Source organism: Pyrofollis japonicus (genome assembly GCF_033097485.1).
GTDB classification, from domain to species: Archaea; Thermoproteota; Thermoprotei_A; order Sulfolobales; family Pyrodictiaceae; genus Pyrofollis; species Pyrofollis japonicus.
In genome coordinates this window covers 1,571,258-1,593,407 of record NZ_AP028634.1, presented here as the reverse complement: position 1 = coordinate 1,593,407, position 22,150 = coordinate 1,571,258, and the positions used below count along the sequence as shown (strand labels likewise).

The 22,150-nt window shown below is 48.5% G+C and carries 22 protein-coding genes and 1 tRNA gene; 6 read left to right on the top strand and 17 right to left on the bottom strand.

The genetic code is table 11. From position 1 onward, the window contains the following. Positions 1-19 precede the first annotated feature (19 nt). The 6 genes from SBG41_RS08360 to SBG41_RS08335 all read right to left on the bottom strand — a co-directional run bounded on the left by SBG41_RS08360 (position 20) and on the right by SBG41_RS08335 (position 5,515). Positions 20-1,216 carry a signal peptidase I gene (locus SBG41_RS08360; RefSeq protein ID WP_317895088.1) on the bottom strand — a complete coding sequence of 399 codons (1,197 nt, stop codon included), beginning with the start codon at positions 1,214-1,216 and terminating at the stop codon, positions 20-22. Between the two features lie 103 nt (positions 1,217-1,319). Continuing rightward, the gene (locus SBG41_RS08355) at positions 1,320-2,018 is read right to left on the bottom strand and encodes a hypothetical protein (RefSeq protein WP_317895087.1); all 699 of its coding nucleotides are present in this window, start codon (positions 2,016-2,018) and stop codon (positions 1,320-1,322) included. 115 nt (positions 2,019-2,133) lie between these two features. Then, the gene (locus tag SBG41_RS08350; RefSeq protein ID WP_317895086.1) at positions 2,134-2,685 is read right to left on the bottom strand and encodes a hypothetical protein; all 552 of its coding nucleotides are present in this window, start codon (positions 2,683-2,685) and stop codon (positions 2,134-2,136) included. A 172-nt stretch (positions 2,686-2,857) separates the two neighbouring features. Further along, on the bottom strand, positions 2,858-4,180 hold the full coding sequence (locus SBG41_RS08345) for a glycerate kinase type-2 family protein (RefSeq protein ID WP_317895085.1): 1,323 nt from the start codon (positions 4,178-4,180) through the stop codon (positions 2,858-2,860). 14 nt (positions 4,181-4,194) lie between these two features. Continuing rightward, positions 4,195-4,317, bottom strand: a complete 123-nt coding sequence (locus SBG41_RS08340) for a hypothetical protein (RefSeq protein WP_317895084.1) — start codon at positions 4,315-4,317, stop codon at positions 4,195-4,197. Between the two features lie 64 nt (positions 4,318-4,381). Further along, on the bottom strand, positions 4,382-5,515 hold the full coding sequence (locus tag SBG41_RS08335) for a rhomboid family intramembrane serine protease (RefSeq protein WP_317895083.1): 1,134 nt from the start codon (positions 5,513-5,515) through the stop codon (positions 4,382-4,384). Positions 5,516-5,779: 264 nt separating this feature from the next. Here SBG41_RS08335 and SBG41_RS08330 point away from each other — a divergent pair, with 264 nt between their 5' ends. Next, positions 5,780-6,754 carry an aldo/keto reductase gene (locus SBG41_RS08330; protein WP_317895082.1) on the top strand — a complete coding sequence of 325 codons (975 nt, stop codon included), beginning with the start codon at positions 5,780-5,782 and terminating at the stop codon, positions 6,752-6,754. 58 nt (positions 6,755-6,812) lie between these two features. On the opposite strand, the gene SBG41_RS08325 is transcribed toward SBG41_RS08330, so the two are convergent. From SBG41_RS08325 to SBG41_RS08290, 8 genes are all read right to left on the bottom strand, one after another. Beyond that, a complete protein-coding gene (locus SBG41_RS08325; protein ID WP_317895081.1) occupies positions 6,813-7,427 on the bottom strand; it encodes a hypothetical protein in 615 nt (204 codons plus the stop codon). Between the two features lie 130 nt (positions 7,428-7,557). After that, positions 7,558-9,534, bottom strand: a complete 1,977-nt coding sequence (locus SBG41_RS08320; RefSeq protein WP_317895080.1) for a KamA family radical SAM protein — start codon at positions 9,532-9,534, stop codon at positions 7,558-7,560. Positions 9,535-9,782: 248 nt separating this feature from the next. Beyond that, positions 9,783-10,892, bottom strand: coding sequence for a branched-chain amino acid ABC transporter permease (locus SBG41_RS08315; RefSeq protein WP_317895079.1), 1,110 nt, complete (start codon positions 10,890-10,892; stop codon positions 9,783-9,785). Positions 10,893-10,895: 3 nt separating this feature from the next. Beyond that, complete coding sequence (locus SBG41_RS08310; RefSeq protein ID WP_317895078.1) at positions 10,896-11,834, bottom strand: branched-chain amino acid ABC transporter permease; 939 nt, start codon at positions 11,832-11,834, stop codon at positions 10,896-10,898. A gap of 19 nt (positions 11,835-11,853) precedes the next feature. After that, positions 11,854-12,591 carry an ABC transporter ATP-binding protein gene (locus SBG41_RS08305; RefSeq protein WP_317895077.1) on the bottom strand — a complete coding sequence of 246 codons (738 nt, stop codon included), beginning with the start codon at positions 12,589-12,591 and terminating at the stop codon, positions 11,854-11,856. Between the two features lie 11 nt (positions 12,592-12,602). Further along, on the bottom strand, positions 12,603-13,385 hold the full coding sequence (locus tag SBG41_RS08300) for an ABC transporter ATP-binding protein (protein ID WP_317895076.1): 783 nt from the start codon (positions 13,383-13,385) through the stop codon (positions 12,603-12,605). Between the two features lie 211 nt (positions 13,386-13,596). Beyond that, positions 13,597-14,973: an ABC transporter substrate-binding protein gene (locus tag SBG41_RS08295; protein ID WP_317895075.1), complete on the bottom strand. Its 1,377-nt coding sequence runs from the start codon at positions 14,971-14,973 to the stop codon at positions 13,597-13,599. Positions 14,974-15,332: 359 nt separating this feature from the next. Further along, positions 15,333-15,408, bottom strand: a tRNA-Thr gene (locus SBG41_RS08290). 136 nt (positions 15,409-15,544) lie between these two features. Here SBG41_RS08290 and SBG41_RS08285 point away from each other — a divergent pair. Both SBG41_RS08285 and SBG41_RS08280 read left to right on the top strand, forming a co-directional pair. After that, complete coding sequence (locus SBG41_RS08285; RefSeq protein ID WP_317895074.1) at positions 15,545-16,171, top strand: YkgJ family cysteine cluster protein; 627 nt, start codon at positions 15,545-15,547, stop codon at positions 16,169-16,171. Positions 16,172-16,242: 71 nt separating this feature from the next. After that, positions 16,243-16,983: a DUF357 domain-containing protein gene (locus SBG41_RS08280; RefSeq protein ID WP_317895073.1), complete on the top strand. Its 741-nt coding sequence runs from the start codon at positions 16,243-16,245 to the stop codon at positions 16,981-16,983. On the opposite strand, the gene SBG41_RS08275 is transcribed toward SBG41_RS08280, so the two are convergent. Next, positions 16,980-17,606, bottom strand: a complete 627-nt coding sequence (locus SBG41_RS08275) for a DUF1028 domain-containing protein (protein WP_317895072.1) — start codon at positions 17,604-17,606, stop codon at positions 16,980-16,982. The two genes, SBG41_RS08280 and SBG41_RS08275, sit on opposite strands and share 4 nt — an antisense overlap. A 152-nt stretch (positions 17,607-17,758) precedes the next feature. Further along, complete coding sequence (locus tag SBG41_RS08270) at positions 17,759-17,965, bottom strand: DUF5622 domain-containing protein (protein WP_317895071.1); 207 nt, start codon at positions 17,963-17,965, stop codon at positions 17,759-17,761. Positions 17,966-18,129: 164 nt separating this feature from the next. Between SBG41_RS08270 and SBG41_RS08265 the strand changes: the two genes are divergently transcribed. The 3 genes from SBG41_RS08265 (at position 18,130) to SBG41_RS08255 (ending at position 21,036) form a co-directional block, all read left to right on the top strand. Next, on the top strand, positions 18,130-18,768 hold the full coding sequence (locus tag SBG41_RS08265) for a cysteine hydrolase family protein (RefSeq protein WP_317895070.1): 639 nt from the start codon (positions 18,130-18,132) through the stop codon (positions 18,766-18,768). A gap of 6 nt (positions 18,769-18,774) precedes the next feature. Next, entirely contained in the window at positions 18,775-20,616 is a 1,842-nt protein-coding gene (locus SBG41_RS08260; protein WP_317895069.1) for an ATP-dependent DNA helicase, read from the top strand. A 246-nt stretch (positions 20,617-20,862) separates the two neighbouring features. Next, complete coding sequence (locus tag SBG41_RS08255) at positions 20,863-21,036, top strand: hypothetical protein (RefSeq protein ID WP_317895068.1); 174 nt, start codon at positions 20,863-20,865, stop codon at positions 21,034-21,036. Here SBG41_RS08255 and SBG41_RS08250 read toward each other — a convergent pair. Further along, positions 21,033-22,136: an ABC transporter ATP-binding protein gene (locus SBG41_RS08250; RefSeq protein WP_317895067.1), complete on the bottom strand. Its 1,104-nt coding sequence runs from the start codon at positions 22,134-22,136 to the stop codon at positions 21,033-21,035. The two genes, SBG41_RS08255 and SBG41_RS08250, sit on opposite strands and share 4 nt — an antisense overlap. Positions 22,137-22,150 lie beyond the last annotated feature (14 nt).

The window sequence follows — 22,150 nt, the reverse complement described above, 5'->3', positions numbered from 1 at the left end:
CGTGTACTCTGCGCCTTGTCTATGTCAACTTCTTCCTCATCCTTACTAGGGGGGACGCCATTATAGCGACAATTATCATTAGCACTAAGAAGAGCTGAGCAGAGAAAATATTCCCTCCAAGGAGCCTTGCCAAAACAATCAGTGGCTTGCCTATCAAAGGAATCTTTACATTAACTACTCCTAGGACCTGGCTACGACTAATGGGCGGATCAGGGGCATTATTTGCATCACCCTTAGTTATTAACTTATCAATACTAATATTTATTACTCGGTGTACTACGATTCTATTGCTAGCCTTATAGGCGACTATACTGCCTATATTGATCCTGCTTACTGGTTTAACTACTACTATGTCTCCAACATCTATGCTTGGCTTCATGCTTCCACTCAATATAATGAGGGGCCAATAGCCCTTTGAAAGAACTATGAGCAGGCTAAGAGCAACAAATGTTGCCGCGACAACACTCTTGGCGTCAACTGTTAATCCTTTGGCCTCGTGGCGTGGAATCTCTATTCGGTTAAGAAGGGTCATTGACGCTACTAGTGAGGGTACGAGGCCCATAAATATAAGGAATATTGTAGGTACATTTGGAAGCAGGGGGCTCACATAGTATGGCAACATTACTGAGAGAACAAATACTGTACCATACAGTATTGTTCCGTAGCGGGCTAACAAGTATGTAGATGCGATCACACCTGTAGCGAGTATTATCTTGGAAGTGAAGACAATTGGGCTCATGGCTCCCCTTACGAGTAGAGTCAGCGAGGCATAATCCAGGGAGTCTAATAGTAATGCGAAAAACGCGCCAAGCACCAATACGGGTTGAAAACGGCGGGTTGGCACTGAGTTCTTGCCTAGGGCAAGCATAGAGATCAGTGACGAGGTGGCAAGGAGCTGTGGAAGTCTGTATACAAGGTTGACCAGGGAGTCAAACAGGGTTGGGGAAAGAGCGTTTATTGCAAAGCCATAGATAAGTGATAGAGCAGAATAGATACCTATCAATGATACAAGTGAAGAGATTAGCGCTATTTCTGCCTCGTCCTTGAAACCGCTTGTCCGCTTCCAGTAGGTTGAGCCTAGCATGCTTAAATAGAGCAGTACTCCTATGAGGAGTGAAGTTGTACGCGTAACAGCTATGTTAGTCCTCATAAACAAGATGACAACTATTACTACATATAATATCGCTAGTAATGTAGCCATTTTATCGCTAAACAACTGCTATGACACCAATACCTATAACAATGTAAATTAGCGTCTCTTTCCCACTATAAAAACTGTATTAATTTTGAAAAAATAATTAAATAATTTTATATCATTATTATCCACTTATAGAGGTATTTGTGTATTCGTTCCAGGCTATCGCGTCAAGCTTCACTATGAATGAAAGCGTACTGCCTTGCGGAGCTGTCTGGAGAACTGTGATATCGAGACTTATGTCTGCTGACTGGCAATAATGTAGTTGCGTGCCAAAGTTGTCGCCCCACCATACAGTAATGTCTGGCTGATTATCACCAGTAAGATCTAGTTCAACGCCTTGCTGTAGCTCTTGCTCATTTAGCTCATAGTATGTTTCGCTACTGTATGGCCCCTCTATTGTTACTCGCCATATTTTGAGCGGGATGTCGTCATTGTTGTGCGCCTTGAACGCTATATGTGTGTAGTACCACGGATATACATTGTGAAGCGTTATATTTAGTGCATCATAATCTCCGTCGCCGTCAGTGTCTAACAGTGTTACATTGGTGCATCCAGCATCCTTATCTAGTTGTATAGAGCCGGGTTCTGGATAGTAGGATGCGTTCCAATCGTTTCCAGCATAATTTCCATATCCAGGAACTAATCCGCATGCATCCATATATGCAAGTGATCCGCCAACAAATTCCCAGTCAAGTTCTCCGGTGTTTATAGTGCCCGTTACGCTGACTTGTTGGCTCCACATTGCGTAGGCTGCGAGCACTGATATTGCTAGTACTGCTATAGTTGAAGCTGTTAGAGCTATCGTCTTGTTCTTATACATATTCATTACCTCATAAAATTACGCAAATCACGCTTAATACGAGTATTTATTAAAAATATTTATATGCTTGTTTTTACGATTATTTAGCCCTTTTATTGCTCATTCATTACATGTGTTAGGGTGTTGAGACTTCGTTCCACTGAGCGAAGGTCAGTGTCACCTCGAAGCTGTATGAGCTGTTCTCTGCTGCGTCCTGGGGCACGCTTATTGTTAGGTAGTATGTGTGAGTATCATCTGGATGCATCTGTGTACTATCAGGTGTAGCTAGTTCAACTATTATTGGCGAGTCTACTTTCACGGAGGAGTTGTATAGTTTTACTGGGATTGTGCCAATGTTGGTTATGTTTAGTGCTATCACCGGCGTGTAGCCGGGGTATGCATTGTTTATTGTTACTCGCAAGACTATTGCATTGCCGTCGTCATCTACCTGTGTTACACTTATATCACAGTTAGCTACGTCTTTGCCTTCCTCGTTATGGAATGTAGAGTTCGGTAGCTGGGGGTCTGCCCCGGTGTCGCTGCAAGACCAGCCCGTGAATGCTACCTTGACTTCGCCCGTGTTGACTGTTCCGTTGACTGTTAGCGTTTCTGACCACATCGAGTATGCTCCTATTATTGATGCTAGCATTACTCCGATTAGGGCTAATCCAAAGACCATTCCTTTCATACTGTTTCGCCTTTTTGGTCAAGTATAGTAGGGCTTGTGTTTTGTATAAAAAGGTTGCATATTCTGAGAACCTATTCGCTCTATATATTACCGGTATATAGTCTGTGTACATAGGAGTAGTTTAGTATGCATCGCGGAGACAACAATGCAGCATGTACTACTAGCCACACTACTAGCCACTAGGCTTAATGATAATAGTCAAGTCGTTAACATTTATCCCAGTATATCCCCCGGTATCAACAACAGCTTCCACGCGGCCGAAGAACCCGTAGCTATCATTATTCTCAAGAAAGACTGCTGGGTCCAGCCCCAGGCTCCGAGCTTTCTCAGCAACACTTCTGTCTATGAGGGCGCCTGCCGCTGGGCTGTTCCCGTCAACGCCGTCTGTGCCCATGCATAGCGCTGCATAGTCTAGTTCCTCGCCTAGCGACAGCGTCGCGTCTAGCATTGCGAGGCATAGTTCCTGGTTTCTGCCACCCCTGCCTCGTCCGCGCACAGTGACAGTTGTTTCTCCTCCAAGCACCATAGTTGAGCCGGGTGAGAGGCTCTCGGCGAGGCCTGCTAAGGCTTTGCCTACCTCTCTTGCCTCTCCGCGAAGCCTGTCGGTGAGCAAGCGTACTTTGTAGCCGAGGGCTGTAAGCCTGGCTGCGGCTGCCCTGACGGCGTCAAGGTTCCTTGCAGCAATTATTGTGTCAACTTGTTTCTCTTTCGGCGGCGCCAGCCTAGCTACAAGGCTCTTGTTCACGAGTTCCTCGTATTGTTGAAGCCCATACCTTCTCAGCACCCTAATTGCCTCTTCCGCCGAGACCTTGCAGCCTGGTATTGTGGGGCCTGACGCTATGTAGCATGGGTTATCGCCTACTACGTCGCTCATCAAGATGTTTATCACTCTTCTAGGCTTAGCGTAGGAAAGCAGACCCCCCGCCTTTATGCATGAGAGGCTTGAGCGCACTGTGTTGAGCTCATAAATACTTGCACCTCTGTGCATGAGCCTTCTCGTAATATCGACTAGGGTCTCAATGTCCGCGATGCATGGCTTCTCTAAGAGGGCGCTGCCACCGCCCGAGACGAGCGAGACAAGGACTGAGTCCCTGGGCAGGCTCGACACGAACTCTATCAGGCTTTCTGCAGCCTCTATGCTGCGCCTTGATGGATAGGGATGATCTGATTCCAAGACCTTGATCCCGTTAAGCTGCCCAATCATTGTCCCCCTTGGGACAACGATTATGCCCTCATTCACGGCGACACCGGAGAGGCTTAGGAACGCGGCCGTCATCGTTCCAGCCGCTTTACCTACACCAACTACGTATACACTGTTCTCCTTGAGTACACGGAGAAGATGGGGCGGCACAACTGCTGGCAACGACTTGCAGGGATGAACTGCGGCAAGAGCTTCTTCTGCTGCATCTAGCAAAGTAGCACGGCTACTAGTAGCTGCTAGGGTATCTGTATTCCTTATGAGCCTTTGCGGCACCGTACAAGGGGCCGTGTTCAAGAGGCCAAGCAGCCTCACATGGACTCGTGTCTTCTCCGAGAAGTATGTTCACTTGTTTCTAGATATGTTATCTCTACCTCCTTGTACCTATCCGTTAAGACGACTATGGCAGTAACGGCTACAAAGAATAGAGACACAGCTCCCGCCAGAGCCGCGACTAGCGGCAAGCCAGCTAGGTTGTAGATTGCCGTGTAGGCGATTTCACAGTTGCAGGAGAAGCCGGGGACAGCTGCAGGAGGGGGTCCACTTAAAACTCGTCATATTATGGAGTACGTGTGTCTCGGTATGACAGAAGAACATGGACTCGCACACGCGTACCTTCTTTATGTAGATCGTGAAGTAGCCTCCGTGACTATGTAGTGCTAGTGCTAGGGAGTTTAGAAGTAATAGGGAGAAGAGAGCTGCTGTAATGACAATTGCAAGTCTTTCCGGCCTTCCAAGAGAATGCACGTGTAGCTCATAGGTGTCTGGCCGTAATCCGCTGTAGAGGCCCTTTGCAAGCATCTTTCTGATGTTGTTAACTCTATCCTTGTCTGCTAACAGGTAGGCTAGTGAGAGCCCTGTGAAGAATCCTCCTAGGTGGGCCCATACCGCTACATAGGGGGTGAGTAATGAGAGGAATAGTTGCAGGAGAGCCCATGAAGCAAGATAGTATGATGCCTTTATTTTGAAACAGTAGTAGCCGAATCCGACGCCGAGACATTTACACATGGCCGAGCCGGGGTAGAGAAGCACATATGCGCCGATTACACCGCTTATAGCCGCTGAGGCACCCAGCATTGGTAAGTACAAGCTGGAGGAATCTATGCTGTAGGTTATCAATGCCTGTGTATAGGCGCCGATAAGGCCGGATGAAATATAGAGGAATAGGTACCTTATCCTGCCAAGTGCTATTTCGATATTGTCTCCAACTATGTAGAGATATATCATATTGCCGATAAGGTGCAGGAACCCGGCATGCATGAACATTGAATAGAGTATCTTGGCGTCGCATCCGCCGCTCAGAATACAGGCCGATGTTGGCAAATACTTATAGATGAACACTGGGTCGGAGATATTGCGCAAAGTGAATAGGAACGTAAATATGTTTACTACTATTAGTGCTATAGTCGCCCAGAAGCTACCTTCGGGCGAGGTATCCGAGATTTCGCAAAGAAATGCCGAGATAGGATCCATAGGTTTTTCTAGATCTTCGTCTTCATCATAGTCCTGCCCATAATATAAGTATTCGATGTCGTCAGAGCTGTTTCCACTAGTACTATTGTCTTGGCCATTATCGTTGCATCTTTCCATATAGTACTGCTGCCACTCTTCCCCATCGCTGTCTCTTATCAAGGACTATCTCACAATATATCTAGATATTCAGTGGCTAAATATATTTCATACTACGGTACAAGCGACCGTGCCACGACCCGACAAAAGGCTGCTCACCTGCATCTACTATGTTGCCTCACTGCCATGCATAATTACCGCTGCACAGCTGGCTTAACAGAAGCTTTCGCTAAGAGAGTACCGTAAAAGTGCGTGTTTTAGTAATGCCTAGCATAGGAGATAATAGATCTAGGTATTAGTTATCCTCTAGTAAACGGTACCGAGGCCATGGAGTATACTGAGCTTGGCAGAACCGGAGTCAAGGTCTCAAGAATAGGGCTTGGTGCATGGCAGTTCAGCGAAGCATGGGGCCTCACCGACTATAGAGCAGCACGTGCTGTTGTAGAGCGGGCTCTGAGCCATGGAATAAACTTCTTCGACACAGCAATGGTTTATGGCCTTGGCATGAGTGAGACTTTTCTTGGCGGGGCGCTGCGCGAGGCAGGCGCTAAGCGTGACGAAATAGTCGTCTCGACAAAGATCCCCGGCGAGTTCCTTAATCCCGGTGATGTTTTCCGAGCTATAGAGAAGAGTTTGAAGAACCTCGGGTTCGATTATGTAGACGTGTTGCTTGCTCATTGGCCTCCATGCTGGCATAATTTCCCGACATGTGAGTACGCCAGGGCTATGGAGAAGCTCGTACACCTCGGCAAGGTTAACTATCTCGGGCTAAGCGACTACCCAGTTGAACTCGTCGAGAGCTTCCGCAGCTGTTTAGCGCGCGAAGACGTACAAGTTCTCCAGCTTCGTTACAATCTCGCAGAAAGATGGGCCGAGAAAGCCCACATACCATATGCCGAGAAGTACAAGATGACTGTACAAGCATGGAGCCCAATAGCAAAAGGAGCACTTACGGGAAAGTACGAGCCAGGCAAGCTCGAGTTTCAGGACGTGAGGAGTCGCGAACCAATATTTCACCCAGAAAACTATAGCAAGGTGTGGGAGCTTGTCAAGCTCCTACGCCAAGTAGGAGAAAAATACGGGAAGAAGCCGGTACAGGTTGCGCTAAACTGGCTAGTAGTCAGTAGCCCCGTGGTAATACCGATACCTGGTGCTAAGTCGCCCGAACAAGTAGATGATATTGTCGGCGCGGTTGGATGGAGACTGAGCTATAGCGACTGGAAGCTCCTAGAAGAAGCTTCACGGAGACTAGAGATAAGCTACTCCGTACTATATGTTGAAAAGGAGACAAAAATTAAGTAATATTGAGAACCGTGTCAACGATGTCTTTCTGTCTTATCTAGTATCTAGTAAGCGATTTCTACAGAGGCCTATGCTTTACTTTAACCTCAAGAAGCCCCCTTATTTTCGCCCCATAGTCCGGTGGAAGCACGTGGCCCATGTTGCGATACAATTTGAGAACGTATCCTTCATAGCTTCTGAACATGTTTAGAAGTTCCTTAAGCTCCCATGATTCGGGTGCTCTGTCCGCCATAATCATTTTCTGAACGGGGTGTTCTAATCCATAAGTTTCCGCGAAATATAGCTTGTCGATAGGGTCGAGAGCCCTTGCGAGAAAAGCTGCTTCCTCAATACCCGAGGCAAAGGAGGGGGAGCGGCCTGCATCTACAAGGGCTGCCCTATAGCATTGCCTATCTCCCCGATGATAGCCTCCAGGCGTTGCACATGATCCGTAAACTTCTATGAAGAATACTTGGCTGCCCCTGGGAGCATCTATGCCCAGGTCTCGAAACGCGTACTTCATCCAGCTGGGTGCCCGCCTGCCCGAGCCCGTGTAGAACCTGCCTTCGAACCCTATTGCTAGGTATCCGTCAAGCTTTGCCTCTAATACTAGCTCGCCTTGCACCCGGAGCCTTTTACGAGCCACTAGTTTCTCATAGACAGGAAGCGTTACAACGGGGTGCAGTCTAGCCATGAGGCGCTGCTCCCTTGGGAGGAATTGAGAACCAATATACCCCCTATTAAGGATTACATGGGTCCTCTAGAAAAGCAGAAGAACAGGGAAAGAAAAACTAAGAAAAACGTAAAGGAGTCAGTGTTTTTGCTTAGTAGTAGTACCAGATGGTCTCGTATTCCTTGGGGTCTTCGCCTTCTTCTTCTAGGCGCTTTAGATAGTCGTATATCGGTACGTCGACGTATGGCCATGGGCTTATTGGGGCTATTCCTTTCTCCCATGGGTGCCATAGGTATATTCTGTTCCCGTAGCGGGGCGTTACGGCAATGAGCTCTCTGTCCTGCCATGCGCGTAGGTGGTTCTTGCCAAGTGCTGGCACGTTGAATACTGGCTCGTCTGTACGGAAGATGCCTGGCAGGAGCCTTGCCTCTTCTTTTCTCTCCTGCACTATTCTCGCTATGGGTACAAGGTAGTCTTTTTGCTCGAACTTGCCCTTGGGGTAGAAGTTGTAGTACGGGTCTATACCTATCTGTTTGAGTGCTATCCTTGTTGCTACGTAGTAGAATCTCCTGCTGGTCTGGAACCTGTATACTTGCTGGTTGTACACATAGATGCCTTGCTTCCTCAGCTTCTTCACCGCCTCAGCCATCTCGGGTGTTACTTCCTCTACTCCCTCTACATGCGTTACGAAGGCTATGTTGCGGCGACCTGGCTCTATGTAGCTTCCAAGCATTTCGGCTGTCTCGTCGGTTATCCTCATTGGTACCGTTACCACGATTCTGCTGCCGATACGTATGTGCTTCACATGATCTATCTCTGCGAGCTTCTTTATTATTCTCTCAAGCCTCTTCTCTCCGAGTATCATCGGCTCGCCGCCGGTCAGCAATACGTCTATTATGGTGTCGTGCTCTGCTACCCATTCTATGGCCTTATCTATTCTCCATGGAAGAATTATTCCTTCGGGAAACATTGCAGACTCTATTTCCCAGTTCCTCTGACAGTAGACACATATCTGTGGACAAGTATCGGACACCTTTATGATAACAACGAGGGGGTATCTCCTCGTTATAAGGTCATGTGGAGAGGTATCAGCCTCTCTCATGAAGTCGAAGACGTAGCGTCTGTCCTGGCGGTGCTTAATCATTTGCTCAACATACCACTTTGGTGGAATTACTTGGCTACGGACGACGAAGTCGTACTTCCGGTCAGCACGCGTGAAGTCGAATAGGCTCAGATAGTAGGGGGTTATACCGAAGGGTATTCTGTTCTCAATTGCTAGCTTTATGTTATGTATATCCTCGGGGGTAAGCGGTACGAGTTCTTTTAGCATATCTACGTGCTTCATTGTTTTGAATATGTTTCGGAACTGCCAGTGATAATCATACCAATCGTCCAGCGTGGCGCCTAGGTAGTCGAGGATTTTCTGCCTATTCTTCTTGCGCTCCTCTATGACCTTAGGGTCTAGTCCGGAACGGTACCTCTTGACATAGTTTAGGACGAAGTGACCCAGCCTGTCGAGGTACTCCGAGCGGAGAAGCGCTGCCTGCCTTCCATGTGAGCGGAGGAACTTGAGTATGGGTTCTTCTCCTCCGAGCTTCTCACCAAGCCAGCCCATGGAGTACTTCGCTGTACCGTGTATGGCTTTGAATAAGTGTCTGAACTCCTCTATGAAGCCCATTCCCACCTCGTCGTAGACCGATTCATCGTTCTTAGCTAGGCGGTACAAGTACTCGAGAGTGCTAAAGGTTGCTATTTTCTCGTTCCTCTTAGACAATATATTGCGAAAGATGTTGATTGCTTGAAGGGCTAGCCATTGGTCCAGTGGGTGTAAGTCTATCTCGCCCTCGCGGACCTTGAGCTCCCACTCGGCTAGGTACTCGTAGAGTTTTTTGCGAGCTGTCTCTAGGTCGGGGGCTTCTCGGAGAATCTTATAGATCGCCGGCGCTTCAGCCCACATCTTTTCAACGTCTTCGGGAGAGACGGGGTAGTAGCGCCAGGGCACTTCTGCTAATATATCTACCTTCGCCTCATGGATGTCTTCAAGATAGTACCTAACGTGGACTGGTTGTGGATATATACCTTGTCGGATAAGTGTGTTTTGGAACTGAGAGGGGTCTTGCGAGCCCAAGGTTTAACCCCCTTTCTCCGTGATATTGGCGTGCCACCAATGATTATATTTAAGTGTTTCTAAAGATGTTCGGTCTACTATATTTAACGCTGAATAGGGGGAATACTGGGGGAAAATATCGCTTTGAGGAATTTATTTCTGATAATCAATCCGGTTAATACGATTCCTTATAAAATAGCGATAGGATAGAAAAGAGAAACACAGTATAGGAGCTTTAAAAAATCATATATATTGCATGTGCCATGTATTTATTTCTGCTGCGACTGAATCGCTTTCTGGAACTCTTCTAGTTTCTGCTTGGCCTTCTCAACTATTGGTGTCCTCAGCGGCTTCTCTGGGAGCAAGCCCTGCGGCCTATACAGTAGCACTAAGACTATTATCACGCCAAGCAACACGTATTTCATGTATGGTAGTGCTAGGGCAACATTGTCTGGCAGCGTGATTCCCATTGCTAGCAACGAGCTCGGGTTGAGGAACACCTCTATACCCGCTATTATTGCCGCACCTATGAGGGCGCCAACGTTGTTTGCTGCGCCGCCTAGGAGGGTTGCAACTATTACCATGAACGTCATGTCCGGCTTATACGTGTTAGCATTAACGTTTCCGGAGTAGAATACGAGGAGTGCTCCAGCCATTGCTGCGAGCGCCGAGCCAACGGCTAATGCCTGCATTCTCACGCGGGGCACGTTATACCCGTATACCTCTGCCGCTATCTCGTCGTCTCGCATTGCTTTGAGGGCTCTGCCCCACGGGCTATTTGTTGCTAGCTCAACGTAGATGTAGACTAGTATCAGCATTACTATTAGGAGTGCTGCATATGCATAGTCTTTTATTCTGCCAAGCCAGTCAAAGGGGCCAGGTATTCCCGATATACCGTTGAAGCTGCATGCTGGCCACTGGCTGTTATATGCCCATATTCGGACTATTTCTCCGAGAGCAAGTAGGCTTATTGCTAGGAAGTCTCCTCCTAAGCGAAGCGCTGGGTAGCTAGCCACGATGCCAGTTACCATACCTACTATTGCCGCAAGTATTAGCGATGCTATAAACAACGCTATCAGTGTTGCGGGTGATATAACACCCTTGTGGACCGCCATTGTCATGACTGTTTTTCCGGTACCCGTACAGTATGCTGGCATACCGCTTGCCTCTACCGGGATGCCGAGCCCTGCTGAGCCAGCTTTCACCACAAAGTCTGCTACCAACCAGCCAGCAGAGTAAGCGCCGAGGCTCACAAAGAGTACTTTACCGAAGTTGGGTATACCGCCGAAGCCATACTCTATGTTAAAGCTAAGGGCCAATATGGCGTAAACCGCGTAAAGGACTATATATTGCACTAATATACCCGTTATAGCCGCCATGGCTCACGCCCTCCTCACAGCAAATGCCTCCATTCTTATCACGCCTTGAGGCTTGAACAAGAGGACTAGGAAGAGCGTTATCAATGCAATTATTGGTGAGTATTGGGAAACACCACCAATAAAATAGTCTCCAATGAAACTCGTATAGTACTCAGCTAGTCCGAGTATTATGCCAGAGATCATTGTGCCAAGGAATGTAAATCCGCCCATTGTCGCTGCAGCGAAGATATAGAGGAGCATCAGCCACCCGCTCTCAGGGTTAACTACATTGTAGTATGCATAAACGAACCCTGAGAACCCTGCAAGAGCGCCAGCTATTAGCCAAGTTATTCTCCTCACCAGGAATATGTTTATGCCCGAAATTCTAGCGAGTATGGGGTTACTCGCAGTAGCTCTCATAGCCTTACCGGTCCTCGTCCTAGTGAACATTAGCCACAATAATATTGCGAAGACTATTGTTGATGCAATTGCAAGTATATGCGCCGTAGTCAGTGACGCTATTCCTCCGATTGATATGAGTGTTGTACTACGCTGAGGAGTAGCGACCTCAAGGTACTTTGTACCGAAGAACAGCACAACTATGCCGAGAAGGCCGTATCTTAGTACAAGACCTATACCGATAGAGGCTACTAGCAAGTGCAACGAGGAGGCGCCGCGCTTCCATAGAGGCTTAAATCCTAGCTCGTCGCTAACAAGTGCAATAACCGCTGCCAGAGCTATTGCAGCAAGCCCAGCAAGCATGACGCCAAGACTTCCAGTAGCAAGTGATGCTGCAAAGGCTGCAGCATATCCTCCGTAAGTTATGTACTCTGCATAGGCAAAGTTAGGTATTCGCGTAACTCTATATATCAGTGCTAATCCCAGCCCCATGAGCCCGTAGAGACTGCCAACAAGTAAACCGTTAAGAGTTGCGCCTATTGAGCCATAGAGGAACACGCCCATTTCGGACACCCCTCTCTGCCTAGTCTACTTCACTGCGACGACCACCAAGGAAGAGTTTTTGTAGATCAGGGCGGGAAAGGATCTCTTTTCCAAGGCCCTCTGCAGCTATCTTTCCATAGACAAGGACATAGCCCCTATCGGATAGCTCGAGGGCCCTGCGAGCATGCTGCTCAACAATAAGTATGGACACATTTGCTTCCTCACGTATAGTCTTAAGCGTGTTAAGTAACTCAATGGCTATCTTTGGAGCCAGGCCTGCAGTTGGCTCGTCAAGGAGCAATATTTTGGGCCTAGTCATGAGGGCGCGGCCAACAGCAACCATCCTCTGCTGGCCACCGCTAAGAGACCCTGCTAATACGTGGCGTAGCTCACGGAGTGCCGGAAATATGTTAAATATAGTCTCCATTGCATCCCTAATTTTGTTCTCATCACGTACTAGGTAAGCACCCATCTCAAGATTCTCTTCAACGGTTAAATCAGGAAAAACATTATCCGTTTGAGGAACAAAGCCCATTCCTAACATTGTTTTCTTTTCCGGGGGAAGGGCTGTCACATCCTTCGAGTCAAAGACTACTTTCCCTCCAAAAACCTTCGCTATCCCATAGATAGTCTTGAGGAGCGTACTCTTGCCTGCACCGTTGGGACCAACAAGTGCCACTATTTCACCTTTCTCGACGTATACATCAACGTCCTGCACTATAGGAACATCGGCGTATCCACCACTTAGTTTCCGTGTTTCAAGAATACGCGTGTTCATCTGACACCACCTTAAGCTTCACCTAGATAAGCATCAAGTACACGTGGATCGTTTACTACCTCGTCGGGGGTACCCTCCGTGAGAACACGGCCTTCATGCATAACAATTACCCTCTCAACATAGTCAAATAGGACTTCAAGACGATGTTCTATAACGAAAATTGTCAGACCCTCCCGGTTTAATGCCTCAAGTGTGCGGAAAATATCCCTTGAAAGCTTAGGTGCCACGCCAGCTGTAGGCTCATCAAGAAGTAAGAGCTTTGCCTCTCCTACGAGGGCGCGGGATATGTCTGTCAGCTTCATCTGGCCACCGCTAACACTGTGAGCAGGGTTGAGGAGAACACGAATAAGTGAGAGCTTTTCAAGTGTGCTGAAGACCTTTCCAGCAAGACCTCTCTCGCTCTCATCGCGTTCCCAATTAACCCATAGTCGGCGCTTGAGTACAGAAGAAACCGGGTTGGCCCCATACCTTTCGCGGGCAGCTGTCGCAGCATTCTCTGTTACCGTCATGTTCATCCAGAGGCGCGGGATCTGGAAACTCCTTACAAGGCCAAGCTTGTAGAGATCGTGAGGAGGAAGACCCGTTACATCCTTATCGTAGAAGTAAACTTTACCGCTATCGGGCTTGTAAACGCCAGAAATAACGTTGAAGAGCGTCGTCTTACCACTACCGTTGGGCCCTATTAACCCTACGAACTCGCCTTCCCGGATCTCAATACTTACACCGTCTAACGCACGTATACCTCCGAAATATTTTTTCAAATCAACTGTTCGTAGAGCAACCGTATGAGGCATACTACGATCACCTTCTAAATCTTAGTCGAGTTGATTTCTAGCACTATAGCTGAGTCATCGCAACATTATCGCCCAGAGAGGAGGCTCAAAGACTAAGCAGATAATAAACAGAGCTTGGAATGACACCTGATAGGAAGAAATACGTGGCTAATTGACAAAAAACCATATTTTCCAAAAACGTTCACCCCTTAGCCTACTTTGTTAGTTATGTTTAGCTCTTGTACCATTCAACAGCGCCAGTAGCTCCATGCAGTATACCTATGTCCTTGAACGCGTATCCTCCGTCAGTCTTTACCACAGTTGATATTGTATAGTCGGCTATCGCAGCGTCACCATTCTTATCGAGCACCTTGTGGCCAGTTGCTCCCATGAAGTGGAACGCTACTGTTGGTAGAACAGCCTTAATGGCTTCACCATCGTACTTGCCAGCCGTTAGTACGCTTAGCATCGCTATCCAAGCAGCATCGTATGCATAGTATGCATATGGTGTTGGTTTCTCGCCGTACTTTTGCTCATATAGTTTCTCGAAGTGCTCAGTTACCGGGTTACGGGCTATTGCTGGCTTTGTTATTAGTATGTGTACTTTTTCGAGGAATGCAGCTATTTCGGGTACTTGTACGAAGGTCTTTCGCGCCATTGAGTCTGGTCCGAACCACTGGACCTTTCCTAGCACATCTATCTTTGATGCTCTTTCGAGTATCTGGCGACCGTCGTTATCGAATGCTATTATGAGTACTGCTGTCTTCTTGTCGGCGCCGAATTTCGAGACCTTTGCTGCAAGCGTGTTTACCTCCTGGCTAAGGTCCTGCTTCTCGGGGTGGTAGAGTATCATTTCGGCTTTTCCGCCGAGCTTCGTAAACGTGTTCTTTACTAGCTCTGCGAGGCCACGACCATAGTCGTCGTTGCGGGCTATTATGACGAGCTTCCTGTACCCTAGGTTATAGATTAGCTTGGCGAGTGCTGGTCCCTGTGCTGTATCGGGTGGGGGCATTCTGAACACATAGTCATCGGGGAAGGCTGCTGCCTTGCCAGTGCTGCTGGGGCTTATGACGACAACGTGGGCATCATTTGCTATAGGCATTACTGCAGCCGTTTCGCTTGTTGAAAGCGGTCCAATGATCACTTGTATGCCGTTGCTTATGAACCTCTTAACTACATTAACTGCTTCCTGTGGATTGGCCTTAGTGTCTTCGTGTATTGGCTTAAAGCGGAATGGAGCGCCGGCTTGCTCAAGAAGTTTATTCATTTCCTCAATTGCTAGTAGTGCGCCCTTTAGTCGGCGAGGACCGTCTACTGCGTAGCCACCGCTGACTGCTATTGCGAGACCTATAGGAATCTCCTTAGGGAGCCCAGTTGCAGTACCAGCGATGGTTGTTGTCACTGTACCAGTAGGTGTTGAGATCGTGGTCGTGGTTTGCGGACTTGACGTAAGCGGTGTTGATGATGTAGATGGGGCTGTAGTCGGACTCGTAGCTGTTGTTGGAGTTGTTGTTGATGTCTTACCTCCACCCTTGGAATAGTATATAGCTATTCCAGCAACAAGGAGGATTACAATAACGGTTGCGACGATGAGGCCTGTTCTGCTCAAAAACACGCACCTCCAAGCCCTTCTATGAAGTCGGCAGTTTTAAAATCTTACCAATTACTTTCCCACTAAATCACGTATACGCTAGAACAACTACCATACCAAGACTCCTTTTCATCTTGTAGGCCTATTAGTTTTTTAAATATAGACTTTTACAATACTTAGCTTAATAGTCAAATAGTGTATAGAGGTCATATATAAACATTAATATGGTATCAATGCTTGAAAACATAGGTTTCCTCGATGTGGCGCGAATAAGCAAGAGTATGGATCACAGTGTCAACGTATAGGTGTTATAGTTGAGCAAGGGGCATAGCTATAGACCTACCTTGGTACATAGTGGTGCAATTGGGCTAAATAGGTGGAGCCGCCGGCGGGATTTGAACCCGCGACCACCGGCTTACAAGGCCGGCGCTCTGCCCGCTGAGCTACGGCGGCGCCTCGGGGAGGCCCGGTCTTGTTCCGTGGTTCTTCTCTATCTTTAGCGGTTCGTGTTTTAATCCGTTACGGCTTCTTGCGGCTAGGCCTAATTAGGGTCAGCCTCAGAGCGACTAGCTTAAGGGGGTTTCCTCGAATGGGTACAGATGCGCGGCTTGACGAGTATGAAGAGTATACTGCTAGGCTCATAAGACTGCGAGCCAGCGACATGTTTCGCTTTCGTTGTACACGTTGTGGTAGGTGTTGCAGCGGTGGTCCTAATGTGTCCTTAACGATATTTGATGTCGTCAGGATGGCTAGGTTTCTGGAGATCGACTGGAAGAGCTTCTTGAAGGGTTACGTAAAGGTTATAATCGCGGATCTTATGCCTCACATGCTTCTTCGCGGCGATGATAAGGGTCGATGCCTCTTCTTAGCAGAGAAGCCTTCGGGAGAAAAGCTATGCGTAATTTACCCCGCAAGGCCTATGAGGTGCCGGCTGTATCCAGTACTAGTGGAGGACTTATCTGGTAAGCATGTTTTCCTGGATCCACGTTCTCCCGGGGTAGGACAAGGACCCGAGAGGCCGCTGCCACGTAAACTAATTAGCCACTATATTTGGGAGCGAAGAGAGCATTATAAGAGGCTCTACAAACTTATCTTCGATGATGGCATGGCTCCTCTCAAGGCTCTCTACAAGTCGCTTGAGGATGCGTGGCGGGAAGCGGAGGCAGGTGCTAAATGGGCTGACCTCGATTATCTCGAGAGCCTTGGCTCTACGTAGCCGCAAACTTATTGGGTCTAGGCCCTAAAACTCCTATTCGTTGCGAGAATACTTGTTCTGGGCGCAGAGGAGTGGTTAGCTTAGAAGAAGTTGAGCCGAGCAAGAGGGTTGAGGTCTACATAGCTAATGTTGAGGCTGCTCTCGACAAGGTAAAGAATAAGGTAAGTGATCCGAGCGTAAAACATGTTGTTGAGCTAGTTGAGAGATATATAGCTGATGCAAAGTACTATCTTGAGAAAGGCGACGTGTTTACGGCGTTAGCCGATATAGCCTATGCTGAAGGGCTTCTCGATGCGCTACGCTGGCTAGGCATAGTGGAGTTTGAGTGGAAGAAGCCGTCTGAGCTACTGAGTAGGCCAAAGGTAGTCGTGGCAGGCACCTTTGACCTTATTCATCCCGGACATATAGGGCTTCTGCGCGAGGCTTGGAGACTAGGCAGGGTCTACGCGATAGTTGCGAGAGACGAATCAGTGCGTAAGATGAAGGGTAGAGAGCCCATTGTGCCGGAGGAGCAGCGCCTACAAGTCGTATCCGCTATAAGATACGTTTATAGTGCTAGGCTTGGCAGCAAAACAGACTTTCTCGAGCCCCTCCGCGAGATAAAACCAGACATAGTTCTCCTTGGGCCAGATCAGTGGGCTGACGAGGAATGGCTGCAAAAGAGGCTGGAAGCCGAGGGTATACGAGCAAAGGTTCTTAGACTTAAGGAACGGATCGAGTGCCCTCTTTGCAGCTCAACCGCAATAGCGTGTAGAGCGCTGAGGGTTATACCTAGAGAGCTCTGTAACAAGCTCGAAGTAGAAGAAGATTAAGTGCCTTCGGTATATGCTACGTAGAGTTTTTTCAGCGCCTTAACAGGATCGGCAGCCAAGTCAACGCGTAGATCAACTATCCTGTCATAGTACGGGGTGTACTCTGTTTGTCCTACAACAATAAGTGCTGCCGAGCGATCGCCTCTTCTATCTCCGCCAGCACGGTGCGCGGCATCAATTGCTGCAATTAATCTCTCAGCAAGACTTCCACGCGAAGACTCGAAGGCCTCTACTGCATCCTCGCACACGCTTGGACCCTTCACAAGGTTCGCAATACAAACAACAGGCTCGGATGGATGCACAACGTATCCATGCCACTGAGGAGTCCAATCCCCGTCGTGGATAGCTATGTCTCCTCTATAGTCTATGACTGCTACTTGTCTATGTGCTGGGCTAGGGTCACGTGCTAGGGCCTGGCGGAGTGCCTCCTCGGCTGTGTAGGACTTGGAGAGATACTCGAGCACTATGGGGCCGAGTGCTGGGTTTGTATAAGCCTGTGTAGCTACAACGCCGACCCCGTGCCTAGCCCAGGGCACTCTGGAGCCGACCGCTACGCTTCCAGATACAACTGCTATGCCTGCTTGACCGAGTAGGGGATCATATGCTAGCACACTGTATGTCAAGAAGCCCTATCCCCGTCTTATAGCTATGCATTTGCGCGCACAAAAAGTACCACGTGGGCGCGCTATAGTCCCTATCTTCGCCGCTTAAAAAGCCGGACAAAAAGACTGCTGCCCACGTACTGGAAGAGGGGCAGGGCCGAGATTTCGCGGCCTTAGATCTCGTATAGTTGTTTCCTTACCTCCTCCGGTACCTCGTCTTCGCGGAGTACGGGATACGTTGGAGGAGCGTCTTTCCTCTTAGGGCCTATAACAATGTACCTTGTCGGGTCGTTTTCAGCTCTGCTCTTCAACACCCTTACCTTAACATACCATCCATCGTTTCTCTGTACGTAGGCGTACTTGCCGTGTTTTCCACCCATACCGTACACCCGTCTGGGCCACAAGGTGGTCTGGGAACATATAAGCCTTAGAGCTGACAGAGTAGCGGGCTATACATGGCTTTGTGGATTCTACGAAATAGTTTATCCGAGGAAAAGCGTAGACTAGGGAAAAGCGTAGACTAGAACCCTCCTGAGGGGGAACCATGAGACCGATCAAGGGACTACGTGTTAATGTACCTGAGATACCGGTAGAAGAGAGCGTTGTCTTAGACGCTGATAAGACAGCCCTTATAATTGTTGATATGCAGAATGATTTCGTGAAGCCTGGTGGCAAGCTCCGTGTCCCAGCAGCCGAGGCAACTATAGAGCCGATCAAGAAGCTTCTCGAAAAAGCTAGGAAACACCAAGTAATGACAATATTCACACAGGATACCCATTACCTTGATGACCCAGAGTTCAAGATATGGGGCGAACACGTCGTTAAGGGGACGTGGGGCTGGGAGATAATAGATGAGCTTAAGCCGGTTAAGGGGGAGATAGTTGTAGAGAAGACTCGTTACGATGGCTTCTACGGCACCCCTATTGATGACTTGCTCCGCGTGCATGGAATACAGAACGTAATTGTTGTCGGGACTGTTGCGAATATCTGTGTTCTCCATACAGCTGCGAGCGCAGCACTAAGGTGGTACAAGGTATACATGCCGCTCAACGCGATCAGCGCGTTAAACGATTTTGACTACTATGTCGCGCTTCGCCAAGTATCATTCCTCTACAGGGGTGTTCTAGTCGAGAAGGCAGAAGCTATAGAGTTTAGAGGAACTGGGAAGTGGAGGCGGGCATAAGCGGCATTGCCACATGCCTTCCCTTACGATGCTCCGCGGCGTGGCCAGCTCGAAGTAGCCGAGACCATAGCCAAAGCGGTAAGAGAAGGCAGTATAGCGGCTATTAGAGCGCCCACGGGCTTCGGCAAGACAGCTGCAACGATAAAGGGGTTGCTGGATGCTGATGTGGACCGGGTACTCTATGTTGTACGCACTCGTAACGAGATACGGCCTGTCGTTAGAGAGCTGAGACACTTCGGGATAAAGGAGTACGTATTCCTCTACAGTGCTAGAAGGATGTGTCCTCTCCTTGAAGGCGAGGAACTCGGCGTTGAGGACTTCTGGAACAGCTGTAGGCTGCTAAGGCTTCGAGGAGAGTGTCCATTCTATGCCTCGCTCGCGGAAACAAGCGAGGACGAAGTCGCAAATATTGTTAACTCTAGCGATAGGCCTGGCGAGGTAGTCGCTGAGCTCGCGAAGAGAGGTCTTTGTCCCTTCTTCGCGCTGAAAATGTTACTGTCATCCTCCAAGTTCATAGTCGCAACTTATCCTTACTTGTTTCGCCAAGATATTTTTGAGACGACTTTCGAGCCGCTGAGCCTTGGAGACTTCGTAGTAGTTATTGACGAGGCTCATTCCCTCATAAATATCCAGTCCTTGCTGGAGACAAGGGCTAGTATTAGAGATATTGAGAATGCTATAAGAGAGATCGAGGAGTATGAACTACCCGAAGAGCTCGGAGAAAAACTACGAGAACTAATAGATCTACTCGCCGGAATCCGTGCTAGCAACAGGCTCAAGAGGCTGGATAAGGACAAACTGCGCGATATACTTGAGGAGCCTGTTATCTGGAGGGATGCTGCCGAAGAGGTTAGGGCAGAAAAGATTAGGGAGAGACTTGAATCGGGCGCTCCTATTTCGCTACGAGTTTATCTCTCAAGGATAGCGGAGCTGACTGCTTCGGTTTGGAAGGAGGATACAGGCGCCTATGTGACTGCATCAAACGGCCACATTATTATAAAGGTCTTGCCCGTTGATCCGTGCTCCATTGTCGGCGATATTGTGGAGAACGCAAGGGCAGCAGTACTGCTAAGCGGGACGCTACCAGATAGGGAGGCCTTGGCAGAGCTTCTCTGCATAAGGAAAAACATTCGCTATCTTGATGTGGAGCGAGAGTTTGGGCCTGTCTTCCCCCTGGAGTATCTTGGAGTTATAGTCACTGCTGAACTTACGTCAAGGTATCGGATGAGAACCATGGACATGTACCGGTTATACGCTGACTATATTGTTTCAACATTCAAGTATATTAGGAAATCGCTTCTAGCGATATACCCTAGCTACGAGTTCATGAGCAATGTGGTAGAGGCAATTAAGCCAAGGCTTGAGGATGATTCTCAAATCATTATTGAGGAGCAAGATACGCGCATAGAGCTTGTAGAGGAAAAAGTGAGGGCAAGGAAGCACGTTCTAATTAATGGTGTTGCCGGAGGCAAGCTGTCTGAAGGTGTAGAGATTCTCAGCGATAAAGGAGAGAGCTTGATCTCTACTGTGTTCATTGCTGGTGTACCATATCCTCAGCCCGATGACTATGTTGAGGATCAGATAAGGGCTCTTTCAGACAGGATAGTCATAAGGAGGGCTAAGACCCTTTTCTACGAAGTCACTGCTGCTATTAGAACTCTTCAGGCTATAGGACGGGCAAGGAGGGGGCCAGGTGATGCGGCTCTTATAGTTCTTGGCGACTACAGGTTCATGAGGCAGCCGTTGAGAAAGCACTTAGGCATCCTAGGGACACGTTACCGTGTAGCTGGTGGCCTTGAGGAGTACAAGGCACTTGTAGCAGATGCTGCCAAAGCACTTGACCTATGAGTGTAAACACTCCTTAGGCTAGGCAATGATTGTACAGAAACATTTAATGCGTCTAAACCCATGTAGCTAGAGATACGGAACCCCGGTCCCCTGCTACTTGACCCCGTGTCCCGGGGCTAGATGGGCAGGGGGCGGGTCACTCCCGGCCGTATCTCAGAAATATCCTCTCCTCTTAGCATCCCCTCCTAATGCATGAATAAGGCTTAATTATGTGTGCCTCGGGGGCGCTTATTTGGTGAACGAGTTATGGGGCTTGAGAAGCTAGATGAGCTAATTAACAAGTATATTCGCGAACTCGACGAGGAGTATAAGAACCTCGTTGCGGGAGAGCTTGAGCGTTATTCAAAGGAGCTAGTGGATAAGAGGATAAAAGCTCTAGAGCCGCTGAGGCAGAAAATAATTAAGCTATTTCAAGCCTAGGCCTGCTCTGTTGCTTCTTTAACAATTTCTTCCTCCGCTGGGTACGCATGTATGTTTCTTAAGGGTACATAGACCTCGATCGTTGAGCCGGTCTCGGGCTGTTTCTCGTCACTCGGCAGGTCGAGCAATATATCGTGCTTCAGCCCTGGAATTGAGACGCGGATCTCTATGAACGAGCCTATGTACATTGAAACAGACACTGTTCCCTTTATAACCACGTAGTCCTGTATATTGCTCGGCTTTCTAGTAGTTGCACCCTCAGCCTTGATCACCACTGCAGCGCTGTCGCCTTTCCCGAGCCCATGGTTTATGGCGTTAATCTCGGCATTACCTATAACAACCTTTGCAATGTTGTCTGCAATTTCGGCAACCTTTCCGAGTACAAGCGTTGTTCTTCCAAGGAATACTGCCGTGAACAGTCTTGAGGGGTTACTGTATAGCTGTTCGGGTGTCCCTATCTCCTCCACAATACCATTACGCATGACAGCTATGCGGTCCGCAAGGCTCATTGCCTCCTCCTGGTCATGCGTAACATAGACCATTGTTATGCCGAGTTCTCTTTGCAGCTTCCTAAGCTCTCCTCGGAGTCGGAGACGCAGCTTGGCGTCAAGGTTGCTTAATGGCTCGTCGAGTAAGAGGACTCTCGGCTCTACTACGAGCGCCCTTGCCAGCGCCACTCTTTGCTGCTGACCGCCGCTAAGCTGTCCAGGGTAACGATTCTCCATGCCTTTTAGGCCTAGGAGCTCTAGTGCCCACTTTACTCTGCGATCTATCTCTTCTTTGGAGAGCTTACGAAGCCTTAACCCGAAAGCAATGTTCTCATAAACTGTCATGTGGGGCCACAAGGCCCAATTTTGGAACACCATCACTGTACCGCGCTTATCTGGAGGAAGATTAGTCACGTCACGGCCTTCAAGAAGTACACGACCAGAATCCGGTACCTCGAACCCCGCGATAATCCTTAGAAGCGTGGTTTTTCCGCACCCGCTTGGCCCGAGTATCGCGAATAGCTCACCTTTTTCTATGGATAGGCTTACGCCTCGGAGAGCAACGGTTTTTCCAAACGTTTTAACAACGTTCTCTACATCTATGAACCCCATTTCGTGCATCACCC